The organism is Mycobacterium sp. (assembly GCF_039583805.1).
In the GTDB taxonomy this organism is placed as follows: Bacteria; Actinomycetota; Actinomycetes; order Mycobacteriales; family Mycobacteriaceae; genus Mycobacterium.
The window spans coordinates 1-24,296 of record NZ_JAVKSH010000051.1; the positions used below are offsets into that span (position 1 = coordinate 1).

The 24,296-nt window shown below is 68.4% G+C and carries 25 protein-coding genes and 1 pseudogene; 12 read left to right on the plus strand and 14 right to left on the minus strand.

What is annotated here, in order from left to right; translation table 11 throughout:
- Window positions 1-1,344, plus strand: a 1,344-nt coding sequence (locus ABDW21_RS08790; RefSeq protein WP_343710325.1) for a cellulase family glycosylhydrolase, incomplete at its 5' end; no start/stop codon positions are given.
- Window positions 1,345-1,352: 8 nt separating this feature from the next.
- Here ABDW21_RS08790 and ABDW21_RS08795 read toward each other — a convergent pair.
- Together ABDW21_RS08795 and ABDW21_RS08800 are read right to left on the minus strand one after the other, a co-directional pair.
- Complete coding sequence (locus ABDW21_RS08795; RefSeq protein ID WP_343598771.1) at window positions 1,353-2,567, minus strand: cytochrome P450; 1,215 nt, start codon at window positions 2,565-2,567, stop codon at window positions 1,353-1,355.
- A 3-nt stretch (window positions 2,568-2,570) separates the two neighbouring features.
- Entirely contained in the window at window positions 2,571-3,026 is a 456-nt protein-coding gene (locus ABDW21_RS08800; protein ID WP_343598769.1) for a 2,4'-dihydroxyacetophenone dioxygenase family protein, read from the minus strand.
- Window positions 3,027-3,152: 126 nt separating this feature from the next.
- Here ABDW21_RS08800 and ligA point away from each other — a divergent pair, with 126 nt between their 5' ends.
- Window positions 3,153-5,273: an NAD-dependent DNA ligase LigA gene (gene ligA / locus ABDW21_RS08805; RefSeq protein ID WP_343598766.1), complete on the plus strand. Its 2,121-nt coding sequence runs from the start codon at window positions 3,153-3,155 to the stop codon at window positions 5,271-5,273.
- Here the strand turns inward: ligA and ABDW21_RS08810 are convergent.
- Entirely contained in the window at window positions 5,217-5,876 is a 660-nt protein-coding gene (locus ABDW21_RS08810) for an amino acid-binding protein (protein ID WP_343598765.1), read from the minus strand. The genes ligA and ABDW21_RS08810 overlap by 57 nt on opposite strands.
- A gap of 158 nt (window positions 5,877-6,034) precedes the next feature.
- Between ABDW21_RS08810 and gatC the strand changes: the two genes are divergently transcribed.
- Genes gatC through ABDW21_RS08830 form a run of 4 tightly spaced genes read left to right on the plus strand, consistent with a single transcriptional unit; the run spans window position 6,035 to window position 10,972 of the window.
- Window positions 6,035-6,334 (plus strand): Asp-tRNA(Asn)/Glu-tRNA(Gln) amidotransferase subunit GatC, encoded by a 300-nt coding sequence (gene gatC, locus ABDW21_RS08815; protein ID WP_343598764.1) that lies wholly within the window; start codon window positions 6,035-6,037, stop codon window positions 6,332-6,334.
- An 8-nt stretch (window positions 6,335-6,342) separates the two neighbouring features.
- Window positions 6,343-7,827: an Asp-tRNA(Asn)/Glu-tRNA(Gln) amidotransferase subunit GatA gene (gatA, locus tag ABDW21_RS08820; RefSeq protein ID WP_343598920.1), complete on the plus strand. Its 1,485-nt coding sequence runs from the start codon at window positions 6,343-6,345 to the stop codon at window positions 7,825-7,827.
- A 43-nt stretch (window positions 7,828-7,870) separates the two neighbouring features.
- Window positions 7,871-8,902: an ATP-dependent 6-phosphofructokinase gene (locus ABDW21_RS08825; protein WP_343598762.1), complete on the plus strand. Its 1,032-nt coding sequence runs from the start codon at window positions 7,871-7,873 to the stop codon at window positions 8,900-8,902.
- Between the two features lie 30 nt (window positions 8,903-8,932).
- Complete coding sequence (locus ABDW21_RS08830) at window positions 8,933-10,972, plus strand: hypothetical protein (RefSeq protein WP_343598760.1); 2,040 nt, start codon at window positions 8,933-8,935, stop codon at window positions 10,970-10,972.
- Between the two features lie 236 nt (window positions 10,973-11,208).
- Here the strand turns inward: ABDW21_RS08830 and ABDW21_RS08835 are convergent, their stop codons facing one another.
- The gene (locus tag ABDW21_RS08835; protein ID WP_343598759.1) at window positions 11,209-11,439 is read right to left on the minus strand and encodes a hypothetical protein; all 231 of its coding nucleotides are present in this window, start codon (window positions 11,437-11,439) and stop codon (window positions 11,209-11,211) included.
- Between the two features lie 40 nt (window positions 11,440-11,479).
- Between ABDW21_RS08835 and tenA the strand changes: the two genes are divergently transcribed.
- Together tenA and gatB are read left to right on the plus strand one after the other, a co-directional pair.
- Window positions 11,480-12,148: a thiaminase II gene (tenA, locus tag ABDW21_RS08840; RefSeq protein ID WP_343598758.1), complete on the plus strand. Its 669-nt coding sequence runs from the start codon at window positions 11,480-11,482 to the stop codon at window positions 12,146-12,148.
- Window positions 12,149-12,171: 23 nt separating this feature from the next.
- Window positions 12,172-13,674 carry an Asp-tRNA(Asn)/Glu-tRNA(Gln) amidotransferase subunit GatB gene (gene gatB, locus ABDW21_RS08845; protein WP_343598757.1) on the plus strand — a complete coding sequence of 501 codons (1,503 nt, stop codon included), beginning with the start codon at window positions 12,172-12,174 and terminating at the stop codon, window positions 13,672-13,674.
- Here gatB and ABDW21_RS08850 read toward each other — a convergent pair.
- From ABDW21_RS08850 to ABDW21_RS08880, 7 genes are all read right to left on the minus strand, one after another.
- A complete protein-coding gene (locus ABDW21_RS08850) occupies window positions 13,671-14,087 on the minus strand; it encodes a PIN domain-containing protein (protein ID WP_343598756.1) in 417 nt (138 codons plus the stop codon). The two genes, gatB and ABDW21_RS08850, sit on opposite strands and share 4 nt — an antisense overlap.
- A 2-nt stretch (window positions 14,088-14,089) precedes the next feature.
- The gene (locus ABDW21_RS08855) at window positions 14,090-14,329 is read right to left on the minus strand and encodes a DUF6364 family protein (protein WP_343598754.1); all 240 of its coding nucleotides are present in this window, start codon (window positions 14,327-14,329) and stop codon (window positions 14,090-14,092) included.
- Between the two features lie 35 nt (window positions 14,330-14,364).
- Complete coding sequence (locus ABDW21_RS08860) at window positions 14,365-14,682, minus strand: type II toxin-antitoxin system PemK/MazF family toxin (protein ID WP_343598752.1); 318 nt, start codon at window positions 14,680-14,682, stop codon at window positions 14,365-14,367.
- Window positions 14,672-14,902, minus strand: coding sequence for a hypothetical protein (locus ABDW21_RS08865; RefSeq protein WP_343598750.1), 231 nt, complete (start codon window positions 14,900-14,902; stop codon window positions 14,672-14,674). Before ABDW21_RS08865 ends, ABDW21_RS08860 begins: the two co-directional genes overlap by 11 nt.
- Window positions 14,877-15,596 carry a hypothetical protein gene (locus tag ABDW21_RS08870; RefSeq protein WP_343598749.1) on the minus strand — a complete coding sequence of 240 codons (720 nt, stop codon included), beginning with the start codon at window positions 15,594-15,596 and terminating at the stop codon, window positions 14,877-14,879. Before ABDW21_RS08870 ends, ABDW21_RS08865 begins: the two co-directional genes overlap by 26 nt.
- Window positions 15,597-15,777: 181 nt before the next feature.
- Window positions 15,778-16,803: an outer membrane porin GjpA gene (gene gjpA, locus ABDW21_RS08875; protein ID WP_343598748.1), complete on the minus strand. Its 1,026-nt coding sequence runs from the start codon at window positions 16,801-16,803 to the stop codon at window positions 15,778-15,780.
- Window positions 16,804-17,022: 219 nt separating this feature from the next.
- Window positions 17,023-17,274: a hypothetical protein gene (locus tag ABDW21_RS08880; protein WP_343598747.1), complete on the minus strand. Its 252-nt coding sequence runs from the start codon at window positions 17,272-17,274 to the stop codon at window positions 17,023-17,025.
- Here ABDW21_RS08880 and ABDW21_RS08885 point away from each other — a divergent pair, their 5' ends adjacent.
- Window positions 17,275-17,403 carry a hypothetical protein gene (locus tag ABDW21_RS08885; protein ID WP_343598746.1) on the plus strand — a complete coding sequence of 43 codons (129 nt, stop codon included), beginning with the start codon at window positions 17,275-17,277 and terminating at the stop codon, window positions 17,401-17,403.
- 171 nt (window positions 17,404-17,574) lie between these two features.
- Here the strand turns inward: ABDW21_RS08885 and ABDW21_RS08890 are convergent, their stop codons facing one another.
- Complete coding sequence (locus ABDW21_RS08890) at window positions 17,575-17,868, minus strand: hypothetical protein (RefSeq protein WP_343598745.1); 294 nt, start codon at window positions 17,866-17,868, stop codon at window positions 17,575-17,577.
- Between the two features lie 450 nt (window positions 17,869-18,318).
- Between ABDW21_RS08890 and ABDW21_RS08895 the strand changes: the two genes are divergently transcribed.
- The gene (locus ABDW21_RS08895; protein ID WP_343598744.1) at window positions 18,319-18,816 is read left to right on the plus strand and encodes a hypothetical protein; all 498 of its coding nucleotides are present in this window, start codon (window positions 18,319-18,321) and stop codon (window positions 18,814-18,816) included.
- 90 nt (window positions 18,817-18,906) lie between these two features.
- A complete protein-coding gene (locus ABDW21_RS08900) occupies window positions 18,907-19,848 on the plus strand; it encodes a hypothetical protein (protein ID WP_343598743.1) in 942 nt (313 codons plus the stop codon).
- Window positions 19,849-19,858: 10 nt separating this feature from the next.
- Here the strand turns inward: ABDW21_RS08900 and ABDW21_RS08905 are convergent, their stop codons facing one another.
- Together ABDW21_RS08905 and gjpA (ABDW21_RS08910) are read right to left on the minus strand one after the other, a co-directional pair.
- On the minus strand, window positions 19,859-21,703 hold the full coding sequence (locus ABDW21_RS08905) for a fatty acyl-AMP ligase (protein ID WP_343598742.1): 1,845 nt from the start codon (window positions 21,701-21,703) through the stop codon (window positions 19,859-19,861).
- Between the two features lie 44 nt (window positions 21,704-21,747).
- A complete protein-coding gene (gene gjpA / locus ABDW21_RS08910; protein WP_343598741.1) occupies window positions 21,748-23,925 on the minus strand; it encodes an outer membrane porin GjpA in 2,178 nt (725 codons plus the stop codon).
- Window positions 23,926-24,123: 198 nt separating this feature from the next.
- Between gjpA (ABDW21_RS08910) and ABDW21_RS08915 the strand changes: the two are divergent.
- Window positions 24,124-24,296: pseudogene (locus ABDW21_RS08915) on the plus strand (acylphosphatase); the annotation flags it as partial.

Genomic DNA, 24,296 nt, shown 5'->3' on the forward strand with positions numbered 1-24,296 from the left:
CTGACCGACAGCGCCGGGCAGGTCGTCATCCTGCACGGGCTCAACGAGGTGGTCAAGGTGGCGCCGTATGAGCCGTCCGCCGGCGGGTTCGGCAACGCCGACGCTGCGTTGCTGGCGGCCCACGGCTTCAACGCGGTGCGGGTGGGCGTCATCTGGGCCGCCGTGGAGCCGCGGCCCGGCGTCTTCAACGAGGCGTACCTGGCCTCGATCGCCCAGACCGTGCAGATTCTGGGTGACCACGGAATCGTCAGCATCCTCGACATGCACCAGGACGGCTATAGCGGCACGTTCGGCGGTGAGGGTGCGCCGGCGTGGGCGACGCAGACCGGCGGGCAGCCCAACCCCGACGACGGTTTCCCGGCCGACTACGTCCTCAATCCCGCGGAGAACCACGCCTGGGACGCGTTCTGGGCCAACGCCGACGCGCCCAACGGGGTCGGGCTGGAGAACGACTACGCGCAGATGTGGGAGTACGTGGCGAACTATTTCAAAGCCAACCCGGACGTGGCCGGCTTCGAGCTCATGAACGAGCCGTGGCCGGGCGAACAGTTCCTGCCGACCCTGCTCGGCAGCCCGATCTTCGACAGCCAGCAGCTGACGCCGTTCTACGACCAGGTGGCGTCGGCGATCCGGGCCGTCGACCCCACCACACCGATCCTTTACGAACCGAACAGTCTCTTCAACTTCACGGTGCCCACCCACCTGGGCACGGTGGACCAATCAGGCGTCGTCTTCGCGTTTCACGACTACTGCGAGGTGGTAAGCCTTGGAAACGGCATCCTCTGTCCGCTGTGGGACGCGGTGACGACGGGCGAGGCCGCGGCGTACGCGGGGTCGCACGATATCCCGGCAGTGATCACCGAGTTCGGGTCCTCAAATGGCCTCACCGCCATCACCGACCTGATGAACGCCGCCAACCAGCACCTGTACAGCTGGACGGAGTGGGCCTACAACGGCGAACCCGCGATCACCGGTACATCGCCCTCGGGGTCGCTGGTGGTCAACCCCGCCGACCCGCTGGTCGGCGCCAATGTCCACACCGCCAAGCTGGAGACACTGGCCGAGCCGTATCCGCAGGTGATTTCGGGCACCCCGGGGTCCTGGTCGTTCACCAACGACGTCTTCGCGTTCAGCTACTCCACCGAGCGGGCCGACGGCGTGGGCAGCTTCCCCGCCGATTCGCAGACCACCATTTCGGTGCCGACCGTCGAGTACCCGAACGGCTACCAGGTCAGCGTCACCGGCGGGCAGGTCGTCTCGGCCGCCAACGCCGCCGAGCTGGTCGTCTCCTCCGACGGCGGCGCCGGCAACGTCACCGTCGTCGTCAGCCCCGCCACGGGGTAGCAGCCGGTTCAGGCCGTCAGCCGCACGGGCAGGCGCTTGAGTGTGTTGTTGAGGTTCGAGCGCACCCGCACCGGCTCGCCGGCCGGCTCGATGGTGGGAAACGCCGCGAGCAGCTCCTCGAAGAACACCCTGGCCTCGAGCCTGGCCAGGTGCACGCCCAGGCAGAAGTGGCTGCCGAAACCGAACGACAGATGCGGGTTGGGGCGCCGGTGGATGGCGAAGGCCTGCGGGTCGCCGAAGACCGCCTCGTCCCGGTTGGCCGACGTGTAATACATGGCGACCTTGTCGCCGGCGGCGATGCGGGTCCCGGCGATGTCGGTGTCGACGAGCGCGGTGCGCCGGAAGTAGTGCAGCGGATTGTCGTAGCGGGCGATTTCTTCGACGGCGCCCGGCAGCAGCGACGGGTCGGCGCGCAGCTGCGCGAGCTGGTCGGGGTGGCGCAGCAGGGTGAGCAGGCCCGACGAGAGCAGCCCCTTGGTGGTGTCGTACCCGGCCGTGACGAGCTGCACGAAAAAACCACCGAACTCGTTGTCGCTCATCGTTTTTCCACCGAAATCCATGTGCAGGATCGCGCTGGCCAGGTCGTCGGTGGGAGCGCGCCGGCGGCGGTCGGCGGCGAACTCGACCGCATACGAGGCCATCTCCGTGCCGCCGGTGGCCTCGGCGGCCCCCGGCGCGCCGAGGTCGGGATCCTGGCTGGACGTATTGCGCTCCGCCAGCCGCTGCAGGTAAGCCCAATCCTGTTGCGGCAGGCCGAAATACTCGCCGATCACCTGCGTCGGCAACCGTGCCGCGACCTCCCGGACGAACTCCACCTCGCCGCGGTCGCGGATCTCGGCCATGATGGCCCGGCAGATGTCGCGGACCCGCGCCTGAAGGCGGGCGATCACCCGCGGCCGGAAGTGCAGCGACAACGGCCCGCGATGCACGGTGTGGCGGGGCGGGTCCATCCCCAGCAGCATGTTGCGGGTACGTGCCAGCACCGCCGGCGACATGTTCTCGACGACGACGCCGCCGGCACCCGAGGAGAAGATCTCCGGGTGGCGGGCCACCCGAACCACGTCGGCGTGCCGCAGTACCGCCCAGAACCCGGGCTCGTCGTCCATCGGCTGCCAGTGCACCGGATCGGTGCGCCGCCACTCGGCGAGCGCGGCGTGCGGGACGCCGCTGGCGAAGGTGTCGGGGCAGGCCAGGTCGATCGGGCCGGCGACGGTGCTGGTCACGGTTCAGCCGACGATGACGTTCGGCCGGGGCAGGCCCGCTTCCGCGCAGCGCTGCAGGTACACCGCCAGGGCGCTGGCCCCGTCGGTCACGCTGTCGACGTTGCCGTCGGCGTCCAGGTTCAGGTTCGCGCCGTAAATCTGGAACCACACGTGGGTGTCGTCCTCGAGGACCTGCAGGGTGTGCACCGATCCGGCCGGTTCGTAGAGGAACGAACCCGCGCGGTTGACGTCGTCGTACTCCTTGTACTTCCACGCCCCCGACGTCGTGTAGGCGTACACCGGGCCGGTGTGGCGGTGGCGCTGCACCTCGTAGTCGGCCCGGAACACGTTCTCCACGATCCACAGGCCCTGGGCCGCCACCACCTGGATCACCTTCAGCGTGGAGCCGTCACCGAGGTCGACGAACGGCAGCTCGTCGGCGCCGATGTGGATGGCGGTCGGCGCGTCAACCATCGTCATGCGCAAGCCCTTTCTCGTTCGGCCCGTTGCGCACAGAATACGGCCGCGGCACCGAGATGTGCAAGAGAATTCACGAAATCTACAACCATAGTCCTGGTCGTCGCCCCCCTCCGATAGCCTGCGGGAGTGAGCAGATCCGACGCCGACCCGGTTCCGCCCGACGTGCGCCGGCAGTGGCGGGACCTGGCCGACGACGTGCGTGAGCACCAGTTCCGCTACTACGTGCGCGACGCGCCGATCATCTCCGACGCCCAGTTCGACGAGCTGCTGGGGCGGCTGCAATCCCTCGAAGAGCGCTATCCCGAGCTGCGCACACCGGATTCGCCCACCCAGCTCGTCGGCGGCGCCGGCTTCGCCACCGACTTCGCCGCGGCCGAGCATCTGGAGCCGATGCTCAGCCTGGACAACGCATTCAGCGCCGAGGAGTTCGACGCGTGGGCGGCCCGGGTCCGTGCCGAGGTCGGCAGCGACCCGAACTACCTGTGCGAGCTGAAGATCGACGGTGTCGCGCTGTCTTTGGTGTACCGCGACGGACGGCTGAGCAGAGCCGCCACCCGAGGCGACGGCCGCACCGGCGAGGACGTCACGCTCAACGCGCGCACCATCGAGGACGTGCCGGAACGCCTCGAAGCCAGCGACGCCTACCCGCTGCCGCAGGTGCTCGAGGTCCGCGGTGAGGTGTTCTTCCGGCTGGCCGATTTCGCGGCGCTCAACGCGGCGCTGGTCGACGACGGCAAGACGCCGTTCGCCAACCCGCGCAACAGCGCCGCCGGGTCGCTGCGCCAGAAGGATCCCGCGGTGACGGCCCGCCGCAGGCTGCGGATGATCTGCCACGGCGTGGGTCACACCGAGGGGTTCCGCCCGGCCACCCTGCACGACGCCTACCTGGCGCTCGACGCCTGGGGTCTGCCCGTCTCCACGCACACCACACGGGTGGACAGCGTGGCCGGCGTGCACGAGCGCATCGGCTACTGGGGGGAGCACCGCCACGACGTCGAGCACGAAATCGACGGTGTGGTGGTCAAAGTCGACGACATCGCACTGCAGCGCAGACTCGGGTCCACCTCGCGGGCGCCGCGCTGGGCGATCGCCTACAAGTACCCGCCGGAGGAGGCGCAGACCACGCTGCTCGACATCCGGGTCAACGTGGGCCGCACCGGGCGGGTCACGCCGTTCGCCTACATGACGCCGGTGAAGGTCGCCGGGTCGACGGTCGGGCTGGCGACGCTGCACAACGCCTCGGAGGTCAGACGCAAGGGCGTGCTGATCGGCGACACCGTGGTGATCCGCAAGGCCGGCGACGTGATCCCCGAGGTGCTGGGCCCCGTAGTCGACCTGCGCGACGGCACCGAACGCGAATTCGTCATGCCCACAACGTGTCCCGAGTGCGGCACACCGCTGGCGCCGGCCAAGGAGGGCGACGCCGACATCCGCTGCCCCAACGCGCGGTCCTGCCCGGCGCAGCTGCGGGAGCGGGTGTTCCACGTCGCCGGCCGCGGCGCGCTGGATATCGAGGGGCTGGGCTACGAGGCCGCCGTCGCGCTGCTGAAAGCCGGCGTGATCGCCGACGAGGGCGACCTGTTCACCCTGACCGAGGCGGACCTGCTGCGCACCGAGCTGTTCACCACCAAGGCCGGTGAGTTGTCGGCCAACGGTAAGCGGCTGCTGGCCAACCTGGACACGGCCAAAGCCCAGCCGCTGTGGCGGGTGCTGGTGGCGCTGTCGATCCGCCACGTCGGCCCGACCGCCGCCCGGGCGCTGGCCACCGAGTTCGGCAGCCTGGACGCCATCCGCGACGCGTCCACCGAGCGGCTGGCCGCGGTCGAGGGCGTCGGGCCGACCATCGCGGACGCGGTCAGCGAATGGTTCGGCGTCGACTGGCACCGCGCCATCGTCGACAAGTGGCGGGCGGCGGGCGTGCGGATGGCCGACCGGCGTGACACCGGCGTGCCGCGCAGCCTGGCGGGGCTGACCGTCGTCGTCACCGGGTCGCTGGCCGGGTTCTCCCGCGACGAGGCCAAGGAGGCGATCATCGCGCGCGGCGGCAAGGCCGCCGGCTCGGTGTCGAAGAAGACCGATTACGTGGTGGCCGGCGATGCACCGGGGTCGAAGTACGACAAGGCCGTCGAGCTGGGCGTGCCGATTCTCGACGAGGACGGCTTCCGGCGGTTGCTGGCCGGCGGGCCGGCGTCAGTGCAGCAGCGTGGCGACGATCCCGGCGAGATAGCCGAGCCGGGCGACCTCTGAGGGCCGGAACGCCGGCCCGCCGGGCCGGCCCAGGACCACCGCGGTGTGCGGGTCGCCCAGCGGTGCGGCGGCCAGGGTGGTGTCCATGTCGCGCCACAGCTGCGGCACCCAGTCGGCGGTGTCGTCCAGCGCCGCGGCCTGCGACAGCGGCAGCCACGGCGTCGCGCCGGCCCGGGTTTCCGGCGCTCCCGGGCTGCCGGCGACGCGGTGCGGCCCGGCCGCGGAATTGCGCAGCACCGTGCACCAGCCCACCCGCAGCACCCGCGGCGCCTCGTCGACGAGAACCTGCAGCTTGGCCTGTTCGCCGGCGGCCGCGGCGACGCGATCGATGAGTTCCAGCTCGCGGTTCGCCTCCAGCAGGCCGGTGTGCGGGCGGACGCTGTCCACCCGCACACCGCGCAGCGCCTCGGCGGCGGTGAGCAGCGTGTCCGGCATCGCTCCCGGCGGCAGCTCGACCACCAGGTCGTCGATCGCGTAGCCGGACCCGCGTTCGACCACGTCGAGCGAGAGGATGTCGGCGCCCACCGAGCCCAGCGCCACGGCCAGCGATCCCAGGCTGCCCGGCTGGTCGGCCAGCTGGATCCGCAGCAGGTACGACGGCACGTGCATCACTGTGGCACAGGGCCGATTGGCGGCGACCCGCGGCGCCCGCCGAGCGGGCCGAATCGTCGGCGAGCGTGAAGCCAGCTTCACGCTCGGCGACGAGCGTGCGGCTAGCTTCACGGTCGCGTCGTCGCGCGGGCTGGGTAGGCTTTCCGCTCGTGTCCCAGATCTCCCGCGACGACGTGGCCCACCTGGCCCGGCTGGCCCGGCTGGCGCTGACCGACGACGAGCTGGACAGCTACGCCGGCCAACTGGACGCCATCCTGGCCCACGTCAGCGCCGTCCAGGCTGTCGACGTCACCGGCGTCGAGGCCACCGACAACCCGCTCACCGACGTCAACGTCACCCGCCCCGACCAGCCCGCGCCCGGCCTGACCCAGCAGCAGGCGCTCGACCAGGCGCCCGAGGCCGACGACGGCCGCTTCGCCGTCCCGCAGATCCTCGGGGAAGGCCAGTGACCGGTCCAGTGAACGACGTCATCCGGCTGGACGCGGCGACGCTGGCCGCCACGATCGCGGCCGGGGAGCTGTCGTCGGTCGAGGTCACCCGCGCGTGCCTGGACCAGATCGCCGCCACCGACGACCGTTACCACGCGTTTCTGCACGTCGCGGCCGACACCGCGCTGGCGGCGGCGAAGGCGGTCGACGACGCCCGGGCGAACGGCGAGCCGCCGGCGTCGCCGCTGGCCGGCGTGCCGCTGGCGCTCAAAGACGTGTTCACCACCGTCGACATGCCCACCACCTGCGGGTCGAAGATCCTGGACGGCTGGCGGGCCCCGTACGACGCGACGCTGACGGCGAAACTGCGTGCGGCCGGCATCCCGATCCTGGGCAAGACCAACATGGACGAGTTCGCCATGGGCTCGTCGACGGAGAACTCGGCCTACGGCCCCACCCGCAACCCGTGGGACGTCGAACGGGTGCCGGGCGGCTCGGGCGGCGGCAGCGCGGCGGCGCTGGCGGCGTTCCAGGCGCCGCTGGCCGTCGGCACCGACACCGGCGGCTCCATCCGCCAGCCCGCCGCGCTGACCGCCACCGTGGGCGTCAAACCCACCTACGGCACGGTGAGCCGCTACGGGCTGGTGGCGTGCGCGTCGTCGCTGGACCAGGGCGGTCCCTGCGCGCGCACTGTGCTGGACACCGCGCTGCTGCACCAGGTGATCGCCGGGCACGACGCCCGCGACTCGACCTCGCTGCCCGCGGCGGTGCCCGACGTGGTCGGCGCCGCCAAGGCCGGCGCTGCCGGCGATCTGTCCGGCATCCGGGTCGGGGTGGTCCGCCAGCTGCACCGCGGCGAGGGGTACCAGCCCGGCGTGCTGGCGTCGTTTCACGACGCCGTCACGCAGCTGACGACTCTCGGCGCGCAGGTGAGCGAAGTCGATTGTCCGCATTTGGATTACGCGCTGGCCGCCTACTACCTGATCCTGCCGTCGGAGGTGTCGAGCAACCTGGCGCGCTTCGACGCGATGCGCTACGGGCTGCGGGTCGGCGACGACGGCACACACAGCGCCGAGGAGGTGATGGCGCTGACCCGCGCCGCCGGGTTCGGGCCGGAAGTCAAGCGCCGCATCATGATCGGCACGTATGCGTTGTCGGCGGGCTACTACGACGCCTACTACAACCAGGCGCAGAAGGTGCGCACCCTGATCGCCCGCGACCTCGACCGGGCCTACCAGACGGTGGACGTGCTGGTGTCGCCGACGACGCCGACCACCGCGTTCCGGTTGGGGGAGAAGGTGAACGACCCGCTGGCGATGTACCTGTTCGACTTGTGCACGCTGCCGCTGAACCTGGCCGGCCAATGCGGCATGTCGGTGCCGTCGGGTGTGTCGCGCGACGACGGCCTGCCGGTGGGGTTGCAGATCATGGCGCCGGCGCTGGCCGACGACCGGCTCTACCGGGTGGGCGCCGCCTACGAGGCCGCCCGCGGCCCGCTGCCGCCGGCGATCTGACATCCGGCTGCGGCGTGCGCCGCCACGGGGCAAGATAAGGGCCATGCGGATCGGGGTTCTCACCGGCGGCGGCGACTGTCCGGGGCTCAACGCGGTGATCCGGGCGGTGGTGCGGACCTGTGACGCCCGCTACGGCTCGTCGGTGGTCGGGTTTTCAGACGGGTGGCGCGGCCTGCTGGAGAACCGGCGCATTCAGCTGGCCAACGACGACCGCAACGACCGGCTGCTGGCCAAGGGCGGGACGATGCTCGGCACCGCCCGGGTGCATCCGGACAAGCTGCGGGCCGGCCTGCCGCAGATCATGCAGACCCTCGACGACAACGGCATCGACGTGCTCATCCCGATCGGCGGCGAGGGCACGTTGACCGCCGCGCACTGGCTGTCGCAGGAGAATGTTCCCGTCGTCGGTGTGCCCAAGACCATCGACAACGACATCGACTGCACGGACGTGACTTTCGGCCACGACACCGCGGTGATGGTGGCCACCGACGCCATCGACCGGTTGCACAGCACCGCCGAATCGCATCAGCGGGTGATGCTGGTGGAGGTGATGGGCCGGCACGCCGGCTGGATCGCGCTGAACGCCGGGCTGGCGTCCGGCGCCCACATGATGCTGATTCCCGAACAGCCCTTCGACATCGAGGAGGTCTGCCGGCTGGTCAAGCGGCGTTTCCAGCGCGGCGACTCGCACTTCATCTGTGTGGTGGCCGAGGGCGCCAAACCGGCGGCGGGCTCGATGTCGTTGAGCGAAGGCGGCATGGACGAGTTCGGTCACGAACGTTTCACCGGCGTGGCCGCACAGCTGGCGGTGGAGCTGGAAAAACGGATCAACAAGGACGTGCGGGTCACGGTGCTGGGCCACGTGCAGCGCGGCGGCACGCCGACCGCCTACGACCGGGTGCTGGCCACCCGTTTCGGGGTGAACGCCGCCGATGCCGCGCACGCCGGCGAGTACGGGATCATGGTGTCGCTGCGCGGCCAGGACATCGGCCGGGTGCCGCTGGCCGACGCGGTGCGCCAGCTCAAGCTGGTGCCGCAGAGCCGTTACGACGACGCGGCGGCGTTCTTCGGGTAGCGCCGGCGGAAGGTAGTGCAGAAGGTTGTCATGACGCGAATCGGCGCGCCGCCGGGGTCGACCGCCGACCGGCACGCCGGTGGCTCGAGCCGGGTGGTGCGGGCGGCCGGCGTCGCCACGACCCTGGCGGCCGGCGGGCTGGCGATGGTGATGACGGCCGCCCACGCGGTCGCCGATGCCGACCCGCCGGGTTTGCTGCAACCGGTCGTCGACCAGCTTGTCCAGGCCGAACAGCAGGTCGACGCCACCGACAGCGGCTACTCGTTCATTGCGGCATCCGAGCTGTCGATGGTGCACCAGTACACGCAGAATCTGGCCCTGACGATGTTCGGCACACTGCTCGGTCAGACGAGCGCCGGCGATTCTCACGACGTCACCGTCCAGTACGCCCCGTACTTGTGGGAGGCGCCCGCCGCTGACCCGCAAGAGTTTCTGGTGATGCCGAACCCGGACGACCAGTACAGTCCGCTGACCATCGACTCGGCCGCGACCTATGTCGTCACGGTCGACCCCGGGCCGGGCACTCAGGACTTGAGTTTCGCACCAGAATCCGGCAACGGCGTCACCACCGATTACACCAATCTCGCCGGCGGGCTCGATCTGTCGCATGCCACGCCCAACGCCGACGGCACCTACTCCATCATCCTCAGTTCCACTGAGCCGTCAGGTAATTCAGCCAACTGGGTGGACACCGCCGGTGCCGACAAGGTGATCGTGCGCGACACCCTCGGCAATTGGGCGCTGCCACACGACAATATCTCTGTTCAGGAATTGGGAGTTTCTGCCACGACGTCCAGCCCGACGCTCTCGGACAGCCAGATTTCTTCGATTCTCAGCACGCTCGCGGCCTCCATCACGACTGAGAACGCGTCCGGTACCTACTTCGGGACCCAGAACAGCCTGGGCACCATCGCGGACAACACGTTCACCCCGATAGCCGAGACCTTCAAGTATCATGACGGCCCGCTACTGGCCGGCCAGCAAAGCAGTTTGGGTCACTTCTCGCTGGAGCCGGGCCAGGCGCTGATCGTCAAGGCGCCGGACATCCAGTCGGCGTATTCCAGCATCATGATCGGCAACGACTTCGCCCAGACCGCGCCGTATGCGACCGTGCAGGGCAGCCTCAACGACACCCAAGCGTTCCACGATCCGAGCGGTTTCACCTATTACGTCATCAGCAGCCAAGACCCGGGCGTCGCGAACTGGATCGACGATTCAGGTCTGTCCAGCGGAGACGTGGTGCTGCGATGGCAGGGCATCACCGGTTCCATCCCGACCGATTCGGTGACGGCCGAGGTCGTGCCGATCGCTGACGTCGCCAAGGACCTCCCCGCTGACACTCCCACCGTCACGGCCGCCCAGTACGCCGCCGATTTCCAGGAGCGCTTGTTCGACTACGACTACGCCCACGACCAGAACACCAACCTCGCCTGGGTGGGGGTCAACCTGTTGTACGACCAGGTCAGAAACGCGGTGGGCACCGCACAGTTCGACGAGATTTTCGGTGCTCAACAAGACGTGCCCTCGGTGCTGGACCGGCTCACTCCGGCGCTGAGCCCGGACCTGCTCACCCTGGCCCGGGACGTGCTGACCAATCCTGCCGGCAGCCTCACCGCCCTCGTGGACAATGTCCCGCTGGCCATCAAAGACGTTGAGCTGCCGGCAATTTTGTCGGTGCTCGAGCTTCTGGACGACGTTCGGCTCACCGTGCAGGCGGTGCACGCCGATATCACGTCCGGTGCGCTGCCGCAGGTGCCGTCCGCGCTGGCCGCCGGTGTCCAAGGGCTGGGGACGGTTGTCGGCGACACATTCACCGACCCGACCACCAGCATCACCGCAGGCATCCTCAACGCGCGCGACGACCTCGCGGTCTCCGTCATGAACGCGGGCGGCTACACATCGTTGAACGAGTCGGCGCCGCTGTGGGATTCGCTGTTGCAGGTCAACCAATCGCTGTTGGCGACGTTGGTTCCCGCTTCGCTACCGGGCGATCTCGGTTCGGTGCTTGCCCCGTTGAGTGGTGATCTTTCCGCGCTGGCCGCCGCGCCGCCGTTGGATCTGCTGCCCTGAATGGCGGTGGGTGCATGGTTGGCCTCGCCGCGGACATCTACCGACGGATCTGCGCGCACCCGTTCGCTACGGGGCTCGCCGAACTTTGCCCCGGCGCCGGCGACACGGAGTCACCGCCGGTGGCCGCCCTGCCGCCGTGCTGCCGGATCTACGCCCGGGTGGGCGGGCGCCCACCCGGCACGACTGACCGGTCACCGAGGCGATGAGATCGAAATCCGCGTCGTAGTGCAACCCGGTCAGGCCGAGCGCCGCGCGGCCTCTCGTGCGTCGAGTTCGGCCGCCGCGAGCACGTCGAGCCGCGTGCTCACCGCAGCGTCGCGATCGGCCGTGACACACCGCAGCGCCTCGTTGACGGTGTCTTTGATCGAGGTCGTGGCGAGTTCCGCGCGGGCCGCGGAGAGCGCCTGCTCATCCAGGTCGACCAGGTGTTTCCCCGGGCTTGGCAGTATGGACGACGTCGACGGCATGTGTCTGACCGGTGCCCCGGGCGACGGTTAGCCTCAGGTTATGGCCGACCGCACCCGTGATGTGCTCTGGGCCGACGCCGCGGACATCTACCGACGGATCTGCGCGCACCCGTTCGTCACCGGGCTCGCCGATGGCTCGTTGAGCCGCAACAGGTTTGGCTACTACGTCGGGCAGGACGTGCACTATCTGCGCGGCTACGCGCGGGCCCTGGACATCTGCGCGGCCAAAGCTCCCGACGCGACGGACGCGGCGATGTTCGCCGAACACGCCGGGCAGGCGATCACCGCCGAGCGCCAGCTGCACGCCGGGTTGCTCGCCGAACTTTGCCCCAGCGCCGGCGACCCGGAGTCACCACCGGTGGCCCCGACCACCCAGGCCTACGCCAGCTACCTGCTGGCCACCTGCCACGGCGGGTGCTACGCCGAGGCGGTGGCCGCCGTGCTGCCGTGCTACTGGATCTACGCCCGGGTGGGTGAGCGGCTGCGGGCACGCGGCTCCCCGGACCCGCTGTATCGGCGGTGGATCGAGATGTACGCCGGCGCGCAGTTCCGCGAGGCGTGCGACGCGGTGCTGGCGGTCACCGACCGGGTCGGCGCACAGGTCTCGAACCAGCAGCTGGCCCTGATGCGCCGGCACTTTCGCACCGCGGCCCGCTACGAGTGGATGTTCTGGGACGCCGCCTACCGGATGGAGGACTGGCCGGTCTAGCCGGCTCGCCTACACTCGACGCCATGACCCCGGCGCCCGCCGAGCTGCTCGACTACGACGACGTCATCGCCCGCTTCGAGCCGGTGCTCGGTTTGGAGGTGCACGTCGAATTGTCGACGGCCACCAAGATGTTCTGCGGCTGCGCCACCACGTTCGGCGCGCAGCCCAACACCCAGGTGTGCCCGGTGTGCCTGGGCCTGCCGGGGTCGCTGCCGGTGCTCAACGCCGCGGCGGTCGAGTCGGCGATCCGCATCGGGCTGGCGCTGAACTGCGAGATCGTGGACTGGTGCCGGTTTGCCCGCAAGAACTACTTCTATCCGGACATGCCGAAGAATTACCAGATTTCGCAGTACGACGAGCCGATCGCGGTGAACGGGCACCTCGACGTCCCGCTGGAGGACGGCAGCACGTTTCGGGTGGGTATCGAGCGCGCGCACATGGAGGAGGACACCGGCAAGCTGACGCACCTGGGCGGCGAGGCCGGCCGTATCCACGGCGCCACGACGTCGCTGATCGACTACAACCGTGCGGGTGTGCCGCTGATCGAGATCGTCACCGAGCCCATCGAGGGAGCCGGTGCCCGCGCCCCGCAGATCGCCCGCGCCTATGTGACGGCGTTGCGAGACCTGTTGCGGGAGTTAGGTATTTCCGACGTCCGGATGGATCAGGGCTCGATGCGCTGCGACGCGAACGTATCGCTGAAGCCCGTCGGCGCGCCCGAGTTCGGCACCCGGACCGAGACCAAGAACGTCAACTCGCTGAAAAGCGTCGAGGTCGCGGTGCGCTACGAAATGCGCCGCCAGGGAGCGGTGTTGGTGACGGGCGGCCGGGTCACCCAGGAGACCAGGCACTTTCACGAGGACGGCTACACCAGCCCGGGACGCACCAAGGAGACCGCGGAAGACTACCGGTATTTCCCCGAACCCGACTTGGAGCCCGTCGCGCCGAGCCGCGAGCTGGTCGACAAGCTGCGGGAAACCATTCTCGAGTATCCGTGGTTGCGGCGCAAGCGGATTCAGCAAGACTGGGGTGTGTCCGACGAGGTGATGCGCGACCTGGTGAACTCCGGCGCGGTCGAGCTGGTGGCGGCCACCGTCGAGCACGGCGCCTCCAGCGAGGCCGCCCGGGCCTGGTGGGGAAACTTCCTGGTGCAGAAGGCCAACGAAGCCGGCGTGGAACTCGATGCGTTGCCCATCACGCCCGCGCAGGTGGCCGCGGTGGTGGCGCTGGTCGACGCGGGCAGGCTGTCGGTGAAGCTGGCCCGCCAGGTCGTCGAGGGCGTGCTGGCCGGCGAAGGCGACCCCGAGCAGGTGATGACCGAGCGCGGGCTGGCGCTGGTGCGCGACGACTCGTTGATCCAGGCCGCCGTCGACGAGGCGTTGGCCGCGAATCCCGATGTGGCAGAAAAGATTCGGGGCGGAAAAATACAGGCGGCGGGCGCCATCGTGGGGGCGGTGATGAAGGCCACCAAAGGTCAGGCCGACGCCGCGAGGGTACGCGAGCTGGTGCTGAAAGCCTGCTGTTAACCCGCCGAGGTGAACGGACTGGCCAGCCGTACCCCCTCGATGACCTGGCCGTCGTTCAAATCCTCGGTCCACAAAATGTCGCAACGTAATTCGACGGCACTGCGCACAATCATGGCATCCCAAAACGAAAGCCGGTGACGACTCGACAGGGCCGCTGCGGCGATGACATCGTCGGGCAGCGGCGAGTGGACGCGCCATCGCACCAGGTTCTTGAGGGTGTCGACGGCGATTTCGGGATCGGCCGTCTTCGCGGCCTTGCGTGTCGCGTTGACGTAGAACTCCTGCAGAACCTGAACGCTGATTGCGCCGCGGCGTTCACGCCACAGGCGATCGACGAGCGCACTGGCCGCGTCGTGCTTGTCACCGGTCGCGACATATGCATAGAGCAGGATGTTGGTGTCGACGAACTCCATGCTCAGCGTTCGTGAACCTCGTCGCGGGACCAGGTGATCGATCCGAGCTCCAGGCCGATACCTGCGTTCATCTTCCGACGCTCGATCTCCCACGCCTCGTCGTAATCGCGCACCTCGCCGACGAGTTGCTCGAGCAGCCGCGCAACCAGACTCGATACGGACATATCCCGTTGCGCCGCCAGCACTTTGGCCCGGCGCACCAACTCCTCGGGCATCGAGAGGGTGATGTTTTTCGTCGTCACAGTGATTCAGTGTAGCACTGATTCACACGCAGTCGTCAGTCGAGGGCCAGCACCGCGCGCAGGGCGGCGTCGAGTGATCGCATGTCACCGGTACTGAGCCGGCCGACGAAATCTCCGAGGCGCTGCTGCGGATCGATAACAGTGAGCTGCTCGACGAGCACGCGGGTGTTGACCCCGCTGATCTCGATTTCCGGTCGAAACGAGGCTGCGCGCCGGCCGGTCGACGTGGGTGCGATGATCCACGTGGACAGCGGGAGATCGTCGGACTGCACCACGACGGCGTACCGGGCCCCCGACTGCTCGTGACCACGGGCATCCTTGGGTGCCTTCAGCCGATACACGTCACCACGCACGGATAGCGTCCATCTCGGCCGCGAGTTCGCGGGAGGCGGCGGCGTCTTCGGGGTCATTACGCAGTTGCTCGGCTTCGGCGCGCAGCCGTGCCCGGCGGCGTGCACGTTCGGCGTCCAGGATGGCCTGGCGAGCCGCCTCAGAACGCGACTGTCCCTCGCTGGTCAGCGCTGCCAAGGCCAGCTCGACTTCAGGATCAGTGCGGATTGTAAGTGTCCCCACGTGACAAATTGTAATCCGTTGCGCACGAGGCCGCAGGCGAAATCCGCGATCTGGTTCGTAGGCTGACGTGGGCGGTTCGATGACAAAGGTGCGTGTGAGCGGGCGTCTGAACCTGGAACTCCTCGTTCAGGTCGAGGGTCTGGGCGTTGAACGGCGCGCCGGCCAGATCGACGAAGGTGTCTGACGACGTGGGCCCGGAGAGAGCGGCGAGCGCCTCGCCGATGCTGTTGTTCACCGAGACGAAGGGGCTGATGAACGGGCCCAGCAGGCCGACCAGGACACCGCTCAGCGGTGACGCCGAGAAGGTGACGAGATCGCTGGTCAGCGGACTGATGTCGGTTGGCAAGAGCGAATAACCGAACATGTGGTCACTGTCGAGGGTGGTCGCCAAGATGTGGCTGGCAACCTCGCTGGGCGCCCCGAACAGCACGGTACCGTCGCCGAGCGACGCCGTGTTGGTGCCGATGTCATTCAGCACCTGCCCGATGCTCAGGGTGCCGTCCATCAGCCCCGTGACGTAGCCGGCCTGGTTGACGATGATCTGCTGCAGCGTCGGGAAGACCGGGGCGATGCAGTCCGTGGCGTCGGCGGCGGTGAGCTCGATCGCCGAGACGTCGACGTGGGGTTGTGCGGGCGGCGCTGCCTGGGTGACGGCGATGAGGCCGGCGCCGGCGAGTGCGACACCTGCGGGCATCCGCTGAAGGGCGGCGACGGGCTGCGTGGATGGTTCTCCTTGTCGCAACGGCCTGCCGCCGCGGGTTGTCTCAGGTCCGCAGGCTGGGCGCCGACGGCTGAGCGGCACGTCGCGCGAGCAGCGCGCCAGCAGATTCTGCCTGCGATGCCACCGACCGGCAGGGTCGGTGCTGGCCCCGGACTTACGGAGTCGGCAACGCAGAGATGTCCGCGGCAGCCGACGCCACGATGGTGGCGGCCGACACGGCATCCAGCGAGTGAGCCGAGTTTTCCAGGCCGATGATCCAGTCGAGGAGATGCGTCCAGTCCGGCAGCGCTCCGACCGGTCCGACGGCATAGCCGGTGACCGTTTCGGGCCCGTTGCTGGTCATCGCGGTGTAGCTGATGGCGTCGAGGATCGAGCCACCCGCGCCGTCGACGGGCTGTGACGTCGCGCCGTTGACCGCGGGGGTGAGCAGCCCGCCGAAGGTGATGTCGAGCGAGGTCAGGGTGTCGCCCTGCGGAATCGCACCCTCCGCTGTGAGCAGCGGGATCAACCCGTCGAGGTTGAGGGTGGCTCCGTTGAGGACGCTGGAGCCCACGTCGGCGGGGGCGGTCGCGACGTCGTGGGCCGCTGCCGCGTAGTCGCCGGCGCCGAGCGCGCCGGCGACGGCGTCGATACTGTTGCCCAGCGCCACGACGGGGCTGATGAAGGGCCCCAGCGCGCCCATCAAAACGCCGCTCGCCGGCGACGCCGCGAAGGCGGTCATCATCTGAAGATCCGCCGGGACGCTGCCGGCACCGAGTCCCGACACGAGTTTGACGTTGTCGCCGGGAAGGCCGGTCGCGGCGATCTTCGCGGCCTCTCCGGAGGGCGGGCCGATCAGCGGGGCCGGCGCGAACACATACTGCGCGGGGGATTCGACCTGCGCCGCGACGTCGCCGATCATCCCGGGGTTGGTCAGCAACTCCCCGACATAGTCGAACGGGGTGACGACGGTCTGCTGCAGCGCCGGGAACGCCGGGCTGAAGAACACATCGGTGTTGGCGGCGGCGCTGAGCTCGACGGCCGCGACGTCGACGTCGGGGCGGCCGGGTGTGGGCGGCGGGATCGGGCTGATCGCGATGACACCGGCCGCGATGACTCCGACGGCAGCGAGGGCAGCGAGGACAACCCCAGTGGTGGCCCGTCTCGTGGTGGCCCTGTGACGGGGACTTGTAAACGGCACGAGCATCTCCTTCGTGGTCGCTCGCTTACCGATGTGTACGATAACTGAGAAGGGGCTAAGGCGCCAGCATATCTGCGGAGATTTTTTAAGAACCAGGTCCACGATGCAGCGTGGCCGCTCGGCCGCGCGACGCCAGGCTGAACTCTGCTGCGAACGGCCCCCGGGGTTACCGGGGCCGGTTCGCGGATCTCGTCTGCCCACCCGGCAGGCTCGCGGGGTTTACAGGGTCGCGATCAGGTCGGCCACCAGGGCCGACAGGTCCGCGGGGACCACGTTGACCGCCGACGACACGTCGCCGAGGAGTTGGGTGAGCGCCTCGGCGCCGCCGGACAGCGCGGCGGCCGAGCCGCTGCTGCCGCTGAGGAGCAGGGCGTCCAGCGGTGCGGGTGCGTGAGCTGGTGCTGAAAGCCTGCGGACAGTCGCCCTCGGGGAGCTGGCTGAACGGGGTCGCCAGCCACACCCCTCGATCACGTGACCGTCGTTGAGGTCCTTCGTCCCTACGGTGTCGCAGCGCAAGTCGACGGCGCTGCGGATGATCGGGGCGTCCCGGGTACAGCCCTGCTCGTCGAGGTCGCCGATATCCCGGATCTGCGCCGCTGAGCCGCGGCGCGACGGTGGTGCGACGGCGTGGGGAACTGTCTACGACCGCCGCCGGGTCGCCGCGGCGGCCCGTGGTTGTCGCCGGGCGCTGCGTATCCAGCGACGGCGTGGCCGACGGCTCTGGGGCCCCGATACCGGGGGCGCCAGCGGTGGTGTTGCCGGCCGGCGGGCCTAGAACATGCTCGTCAGGTCGCCGGCCAGAGTCGACATGTCGGCGGTGGCACCCGCCGTCATCGCGCTGCTGTCGGTCAACAGGACATCCAGCGGGTTACCCGTGCCGTCCCAGCCGATCAGCGTCGCGAGCAGCTGCGTCCAGCTGGTCAGCGCCCCCAGCGGCCCGACACCCTGGCCTGGGATGTCGAGTGGGGTCTCTGTACCGCTGATGTCGAGATTCAGGTTGAGGGTGAGGGCGTTGAAGATCGAGCCGCCGATGCCTCCGGAAGTGTCGCTGTTCGTCGCGCCCATCTGGGTCGAACCCGTGCTGAGCAGCCCCCGAAGGTGATGTCGAATCCGGTCAGGGTGGTGGGAGCTCCCTCGAATTCTTCGGGAATGATGCCCAATTGGTCCACCAGCGGAATCAGTGGGTCGAGGTTCAGGGTCGCCCCGTTGAAGACACTTTCGACGAGTTTGAACGGGGTCTCGGCCAGGTAAACCCCGCGTTGCTCACGCTGCCGTCAGCGAGCGCGCTGGCCGCCTCGCCGAGGACTGTTGTTCAGCTCCACCAACGGACTGACGAACGGGCCAACCAGGCCAATCAGCACCCCGCTCAGCGGCGACGCCTGAAACGTGAGGACATCAGCAACCAACGGGTTGATGTCAGTGGGGGTCAATCCGTATGCGAGGTTGTGAAAAGGGTGGATCTTCTTTGTCCGCCGCCGCGGCTGGAAGTTCGCCTCGACGGCGTTGGCGGCGCCGATGACACAGAACTATGCGGCCGAGGTCGGTCATTGCGTCGATTCCCCCCGACTGGCGCGGGAACGCTTCGACAGCGGGCAACGCAAGGATGAGGTGACCCAGAAGTATCTGGCCGGCCACGATGGCAGCGAGGGCGTGTCGTACGTGGGCATCGCCCAGGAGCGGGCCACGGTGTGGACCTCGACCCGGCGACGCAACCCACTCACCGGCGCCACCTACGCCTGGTCGACCAAGCCCAGCAAGCTGGTCAACCACATCTACTGGTACTGCTTCGATGATGACTTCGGCCCGTTCCTGCTGCAGGTATGCACCTACTTCCCGTTCAATGCCCAGCGGATCGTCAACGGCAACCATTGGGCACAGCGACAGGCGAGCAAGGCGGGCATCGGGTTCACCCCGCTGGACAACGGGTTCGCCGACTGCGGCGACGTCGCCGGGTTGCAGGCGATCTGCGAGAGCTGCGGCGGCGCACACATCGAGGCGCTGCTGATCCAATGACAGCAGCGGCTGCCGCAGCCGTTCACCGAGGAAGCCGAGAACCTCGGCGGCTACTACTACCCGCTCGCCCTCGATCAGACCGAGTTCTCCGTGACCCACATGCTGGACAAGCCGGTGTCGGGGCGGATCTTCCTGGAGCAGGTCATCGCCGACAACCTCGACGTGGGCCGCCGGGACAAGTTCGGGCTGATCTTCGCAGGTCAAATCCCGCGCGGACGCACACACAAGACCCCTGGCCGGTTCCGCACCCGGGTGTTCACCGAAGGCGTCACCGCCAGCCCGCAGTTGGACTACAAATCCAGCAGAGGAAAGCAAGACCACAAGGAAGGGAGAGCGATCCGCACCGAGATCACCGTCAACAATCCCCGGGACTTCGGCCTGCCCAAACAGCTGTCAGCTCTGCCCGACCTGCGGCAGCACGGCTTCGCCGCCGCCCGGCGTCTGCTCGACGTCCAACGCATCAGCCACGACCCCATCGCGGGCGCCGAAGTCTTCGCCTCGATCACCCAACCCATCGTCGCCGATGACGGCGCCCGCACCCCGGCGCTGCGATTCGGCGACCCCCGCGTTCACGCCCTGCTGCACGCCCTGCTGATGTTCCGGTTCATCGTTCACGGCTTCACCAACCGTGACCTGCGCACCCAGCTCGGCCGATCCGCCGGCGACATCAAACCCGCAGCGATCAGCTACGGCCTACGGCGACTGCGTCAACACGGCCTCATCGACCGCATCCCGGGCAGGTGCGGCTACCAGCCCACCGACCTCGGCTACCGCGCCGCGCTGCTGTTCACCCACGCCCACGACCACCTGCTGCGCACCGCCGCGGCCGAGGCCACCGACCGCGGCGCCGACCCACCAGCGCTGCGCAAGACCGCCACCGCCTACCGGCACGTCTTCACCGACCTCACCCCACGCGCCCGCCTGCCCGCCCGAACAGCCCGCAGCACCCGACCCGGAAGTCAAAAGGATTCGATTCGAACACTCATCGAACAACACCTGACTCAGGATTCGCGGCTTCGCCGCTTGAGCTAACTAACACCCGTCAGGGTTGGCCGGAGCCCCGCTGCTGCAGAGCCGACGCGAATTTGAGCAGACCGGCGACTTTGATCACCCCCGCCAACTTCTTGGCCCTGGCGTCGTCGGGCTGGACCGGCGCGTGCCACTCGGCCAGCGTCTCGAGCTTGCGGTCGAGGAACTGCTGGCGACACTGGTCGCGCTGGATCTTGCCGCTCGATGTGGTAGGAATCCGCATCGGCTCCACCAGGATCACCGAATGCGCCGCGATCCCGTGGTGTTCGGTGACCGCGGTCTGGATTGCGGTCGCCATCTCGATGAGTTCGGCTTCACCGATTCGATCGCGGTCCATCTCCTGGACGACGACGAGCTGTTCGACGGCGCCCGGTTGCGGTGTCACCGCGAAGACCGCACCACGGCCCGACAGGAATGCCGGATGGCAGTCCTGCACGGTGGTCTCGATGTCGTTGGGATAGTAGTTGTGGCCGTCGATGACGACGAGGCCGTTGCAGCGTCCGGTGACGAACAGCTCACCGGAGCGCAGGAACCCCAGGTCGCCGGTGCGCAGGAATGGGCCGCGGAACTGGTCTGAGCCGGTGTCCGCCAAAAACACCGAGAAGGTATGTTCGGTCTCCTCGGGTCGTCCCCAATAGCCCTGGGCCACGCTGGGCCCGGCGATCCAGATCTCGCCGACCTCGTCGGGTCCGCGGGGCACCCGGGTCTCCGGGTCGACGATGACGACTCGCTGGCCGCCGCGGGGCCGACCGCAACCCACCAATGTGGCCGCGGTGGCGTCGTCGGGCGCGGCGTCGGCGACGCGGTCCTCACCCAGTGCGGTGCGGTCGACGTGGGCAACCGTCGGCAGCGCGGAGTCCGACCTGCCCGACACCAGCAGGGCGGTCTCGGCCAGCCCGTACACCGGAAGAAACGCCTCCGGCCGGAAACCGGCCGGGGCGAACGCGTCGGCGAACGCGCGCAGGGTGGTCTCGCGCACCGGTTCGGCACCGTTCATGGCGGTGGACAGGCTGGACAGGTCGAGTGCGGCGCGCTCGTCCGGGCTGCTGGTTTCGACGCACTTGTCGTAGGCGAAGTTCGGCGCGACGGTGACGGTGGCGTGATGGCGGGAGATGGCTTCCAGCCACCGCATCGGGCGCGTGATGAAGGCGGTCGGTGACATCAGCACGGACGTGGCTCCGACGTAAAGGATTTCGAGGACGGCGCCGATGAGCCCCATGTCGTGATGCGGCGGCAGCCAGAACAGACCAGTTGCGTGCTCGTCACCGGGCCACGCCTGGTGGATGGCCGCCAGGTTGTGCAGCAGGTTGCCGTGGGTGAGCACCACCCCCTTCGGGGAGCGGGTGGAGCCTGAAGTGTATTGCACCAGGGCCGTGGTGTCCGGGCCGACGGCCGGCGACACCCACGTTCTGCCGTCGTCGGCGGCCGCGTCGGTGCTACACCATTGCAACGGCCGCCCCGCGGCGAGAAGGTCGACCGCGGCCCGCACCGCGGGTTGTGTTCCGGGGGTGGCCAGCGCAAAGCCGGCTTGGGCATCGGGGACGACCGACCGCAGCCGCGGTGCCAGCCGCTCGTGCACCGGCACCGCGACGGCGCCGGCGTAGACGCACCCGAAGAAGCCGGCGATACAGTCCAGGCCCGGGCGGCACAACACCAGCACACGCTCGCCCGCGGCGCCCAGCTGTTGCAGCCTCGACGCGATCGCTTGGGCCTGGATATCCAGTTCGCGGTAAGTCAGCTGGCTGGTGTTTTCTCCGTCGCCGTGGTAGGAGAAGCTGAACGCTACCTTGTCCGGATGACGTTCGGTTCGCTGCTGCAGCAGCTCCACCAGGGTGCGCGTGATGATGTGCTGTCCCATCTCGTCGCCGGGGTCATCACCTGCTGCGCCGGCCGGTGTGGGACTCAGAACAGGCCGAGCAGGCTGTTGAGGACCTGGTCGGGAAGGGCCGCCAGATCACCCATGCCGCCGCTGAGTAGGGCCGTCAGCGTGTCGGCAGTGCCGAGGTCGTCGACGTTGAGTGCGTTCAGCAAGTCGGTGGACACGGCGGCAGCGCTGCCCGAGTCGGTGATAGTGGGGAACGTCAGCTTGGCCAGAGGGGCAACCGCTTCTCCCTTGGCGTCCCAGTCGGAGCCGAGCAGCACCCCGACGATCTGCGAGAAGCCCTGCAGCGCCGCGATCGGGCCGACCGGTTCGCCCGGAACATTGAGCGTGATCGGAAATCCGTCAAAAAGAAAGTGGCCGTCGAAGCCTAGGCTGTTGAGTATCGAGCCACCGACAGCGGGCACTGTTAAAAAGGCGTCTTTGCTGTCGTCGGGGAAGAACTCGTAGTTTTGCGACACGCTGCCGGAGCTGAGCAGCCCGCCGAAGGCGTAACTAAGCGCGGTGATCTCGTCACCCTTAGGCAAAATATCGGCTTGGGAGAGCAGCGGCAGCAGGAAGTCCAGGTTGAGGGTGGCGCCGTTGAAGAAGGAGCCGACGAAGTCGGCCGGTGTCGCGAGCAGGGCCTGCAACGCTGTCGAGGTGTCACCGGCCTGAAGAGCGGCCACGATCGCCTCGGCGCTGTTGATCAGCGACACGCCGGGGCTGATGACCGGGCCCAGGTCGCTGACAAGCAGGCCGCCGGCCGGTGAGGACAGCAGATTGATGACTGCCGTAACCGTGTCCTTGTCGGCGGACGGCAGGAAATCGGGAAGAAGGCTCGCGATGCCGCTGTGGGTACCATCGAGGGTGTGGTCCTGCACTATTTGTATGGTGTCGCTGCTCGCGTCGACCAGCAACAACGACGACAGCACCGTCTGCAGGTTGTTGCCGATGTCTCCGAACACGCCAGGGAATTGCGACGGGTCGTTGATCAGCGTATCCAGGAAGCCGGCTTGGTTGACGAGAATCTGCTGCAGCCCCACACCGGGGCCCAGACCGAAGTTGTCGACGAGGGCTGAGAGGTTCGCCGACGCGTCGTTGAACTGGGTTACCAACGCCGAGAGGAGGCCATCGTCGCCGCCGAGCGTGGGGAAGGTCAGCGTGGACAGCGGGGCAATCGGGACGGCATGACTGCCGTTCCAGCCCGAGCCGAGCAACGCCCCGATGGTCTGCGACAAGCCCTGCAGCGCCGACAGCGGGCCGACCGGCTGGCCCGGAGCAGAGAACACGTTGGTGTCGAGGCCGAGGCCGTTGAATATCGAGCCGCCGACAGCGGGCACTGTTAAAAAGGCGTCTTTGCTGTCGTAGGGGAAGAAATCGTAGCTTTGCGACACGCTGCCGGAGCTGAGCAGCCCGCCGAAGGCGTAGTCGAGCCCGGTGATGTCGACGCCCTTGGGCAAAATATCCGCTTGCTCTATGAGCGGGATCAGCGCGGCGAGGTTGAGCGTGGCGCCGTTGAAGAAGGAGCCGACGAAGTCTGCCGGCGTCGCGAATAGGGCCTGCAACGCCGCCGACAGATCACCGCCCGACAGAGCGCTCACGATCGCCTCGGCGCTGTCGATCAGCGACACCCCGGGACTGATGACCGGGCCCAGGGCGCCGGTCAGCAAGGCGCTCGCCGGTGAGGACAGCAACTGGATGAGCGTCTCAGCCGCGGGCTTGTCAGCGTCGGGCAGGAAATCGGGAAGGAGGCTCGCGACGGTGCTGTGGGCGCTATCGAGGGTGTGGTCCTGCACGATAGACACAGTGGCGTTGCTCGCGCCGACCAGCAAAAGCGACGACAGCACGGTCTGCAGGTTGTTGCCGATGTCTTGGATCACGGTGGAGAGTGTCGACGGGGCGTTGATCAACTCGTTCAGGTAACCGATCTGGTTGACCACCGCCTGCTGTAGCGCCACACCGGGGGCGAGACCGAAGTTGTTGACGATCTCCGTAGCGCCCGTGGACGCGGCGTTGAACTGGTCCACCCAGGCCGACAGGAGGTCTTCCTCGCCCGCGGTGAGCTGCACCGCCGGGGACTGGCCGTGAGGCAGCTGGGGCAGCGGCGCCGTCACCGAGGTGACGGCGAGAGCACCCGCCCCGGCGAGGGCGACACCGGCGGTGAGGTAGGGGCAGTTGATCCACGGGCGGGTGATCCATGGGCGGGCAACACGCGGCATACGTCACTCCTTTGACATGTCGTCGATGACAGGTCCGGTACGACAGTAGCTGAGAGTGGTATCAGGAGTCCATGATTTCCGAATAAAGAAAATTTTCGGCCGGGTGCGGGCGCCCACGACGAATACCGTCGAGGAGAGCCATCACGGACGGAACGTCGTGGTCGCGACGCGTGCCGTGCGAACCGGCCGACGCGGCGGATCAGGTGCGCCGTGCGGCAGCGATTCAGGGTCACCGGTGTGGTGCACGGGGTGGGTTTTCGCCCGTTCGTCCACCGCGTCGCCGCTAACTGGGGCTGGCTGGATTCGTCGGCAACAAAGCCGGTGCGGTGTTCGTGGAAGTTCAGGGCACCCCAGCGCGGCTAGGCCCGTTT

What these genes read in the sequence shown, in the direction of transcription:
- ABDW21_RS08895 (WP_343598744.1), top strand. Translation starts at nt 18,319, where the DNA reads ATGACACAGAACTATGCGGCCGAGGTCGGTCATTGCGTCGATTCCCCC.
- ABDW21_RS08800 (WP_343598769.1), bottom strand. Translation starts at nt 3,026, where the DNA reads ATGACGATGGTTGACGCGCCGACCGCCATCCACATCGGCGCCGACGAG.
- tenA (WP_343598758.1), top strand. Translation starts at nt 11,480, where the DNA reads ATGGCCGACCGCACCCGTGATGTGCTCTGGGCCGACGCCGCGGACATC.
- ABDW21_RS08830 (WP_343598760.1), top strand. Translation starts at nt 8,933, where the DNA reads ATGACGCGAATCGGCGCGCCGCCGGGGTCGACCGCCGACCGGCACGCC.
- ABDW21_RS08870 (WP_343598749.1), bottom strand. Translation starts at nt 15,596, where the DNA reads ATGCCCGCAGGTGTCGCACTCGCCGGCGCCGGCCTCATCGCCGTCACC.
- ABDW21_RS08825 (WP_343598762.1), top strand. Translation starts at nt 7,871, where the DNA reads ATGCGGATCGGGGTTCTCACCGGCGGCGGCGACTGTCCGGGGCTCAAC.
- ABDW21_RS08835 (WP_343598759.1), bottom strand. Translation starts at nt 11,439, where the DNA reads ATGCCGTCGACGTCGTCCATACTGCCAAGCCCGGGGAAACACCTGGTC.
- ABDW21_RS08905 (WP_343598742.1), bottom strand. Translation starts at nt 21,703, where the DNA reads ATGGGACAGCACATCATCACGCGCACCCTGGTGGAGCTGCTGCAGCAG.
- ABDW21_RS08850 (WP_343598756.1), bottom strand. Translation starts at nt 14,087, where the DNA reads ATGGAGTTCGTCGACACCAACATCCTGCTCTATGCATATGTCGCGACC.
- gjpA (WP_343598741.1), bottom strand. Translation starts at nt 23,925, where the DNA reads ATGCCGCGTGTTGCCCGCCCATGGATCACCCGCCCGTGGATCAACTGC.
- gatB (WP_343598757.1), top strand. Translation starts at nt 12,172, where the DNA reads ATGACCCCGGCGCCCGCCGAGCTGCTCGACTACGACGACGTCATCGCC.
- ABDW21_RS08890 (WP_343598745.1), bottom strand. Translation starts at nt 17,868, where the DNA reads ATGGGCGCGACGAACAGCGACACTTCCGGAGGCATCGGCGGCTCGATC.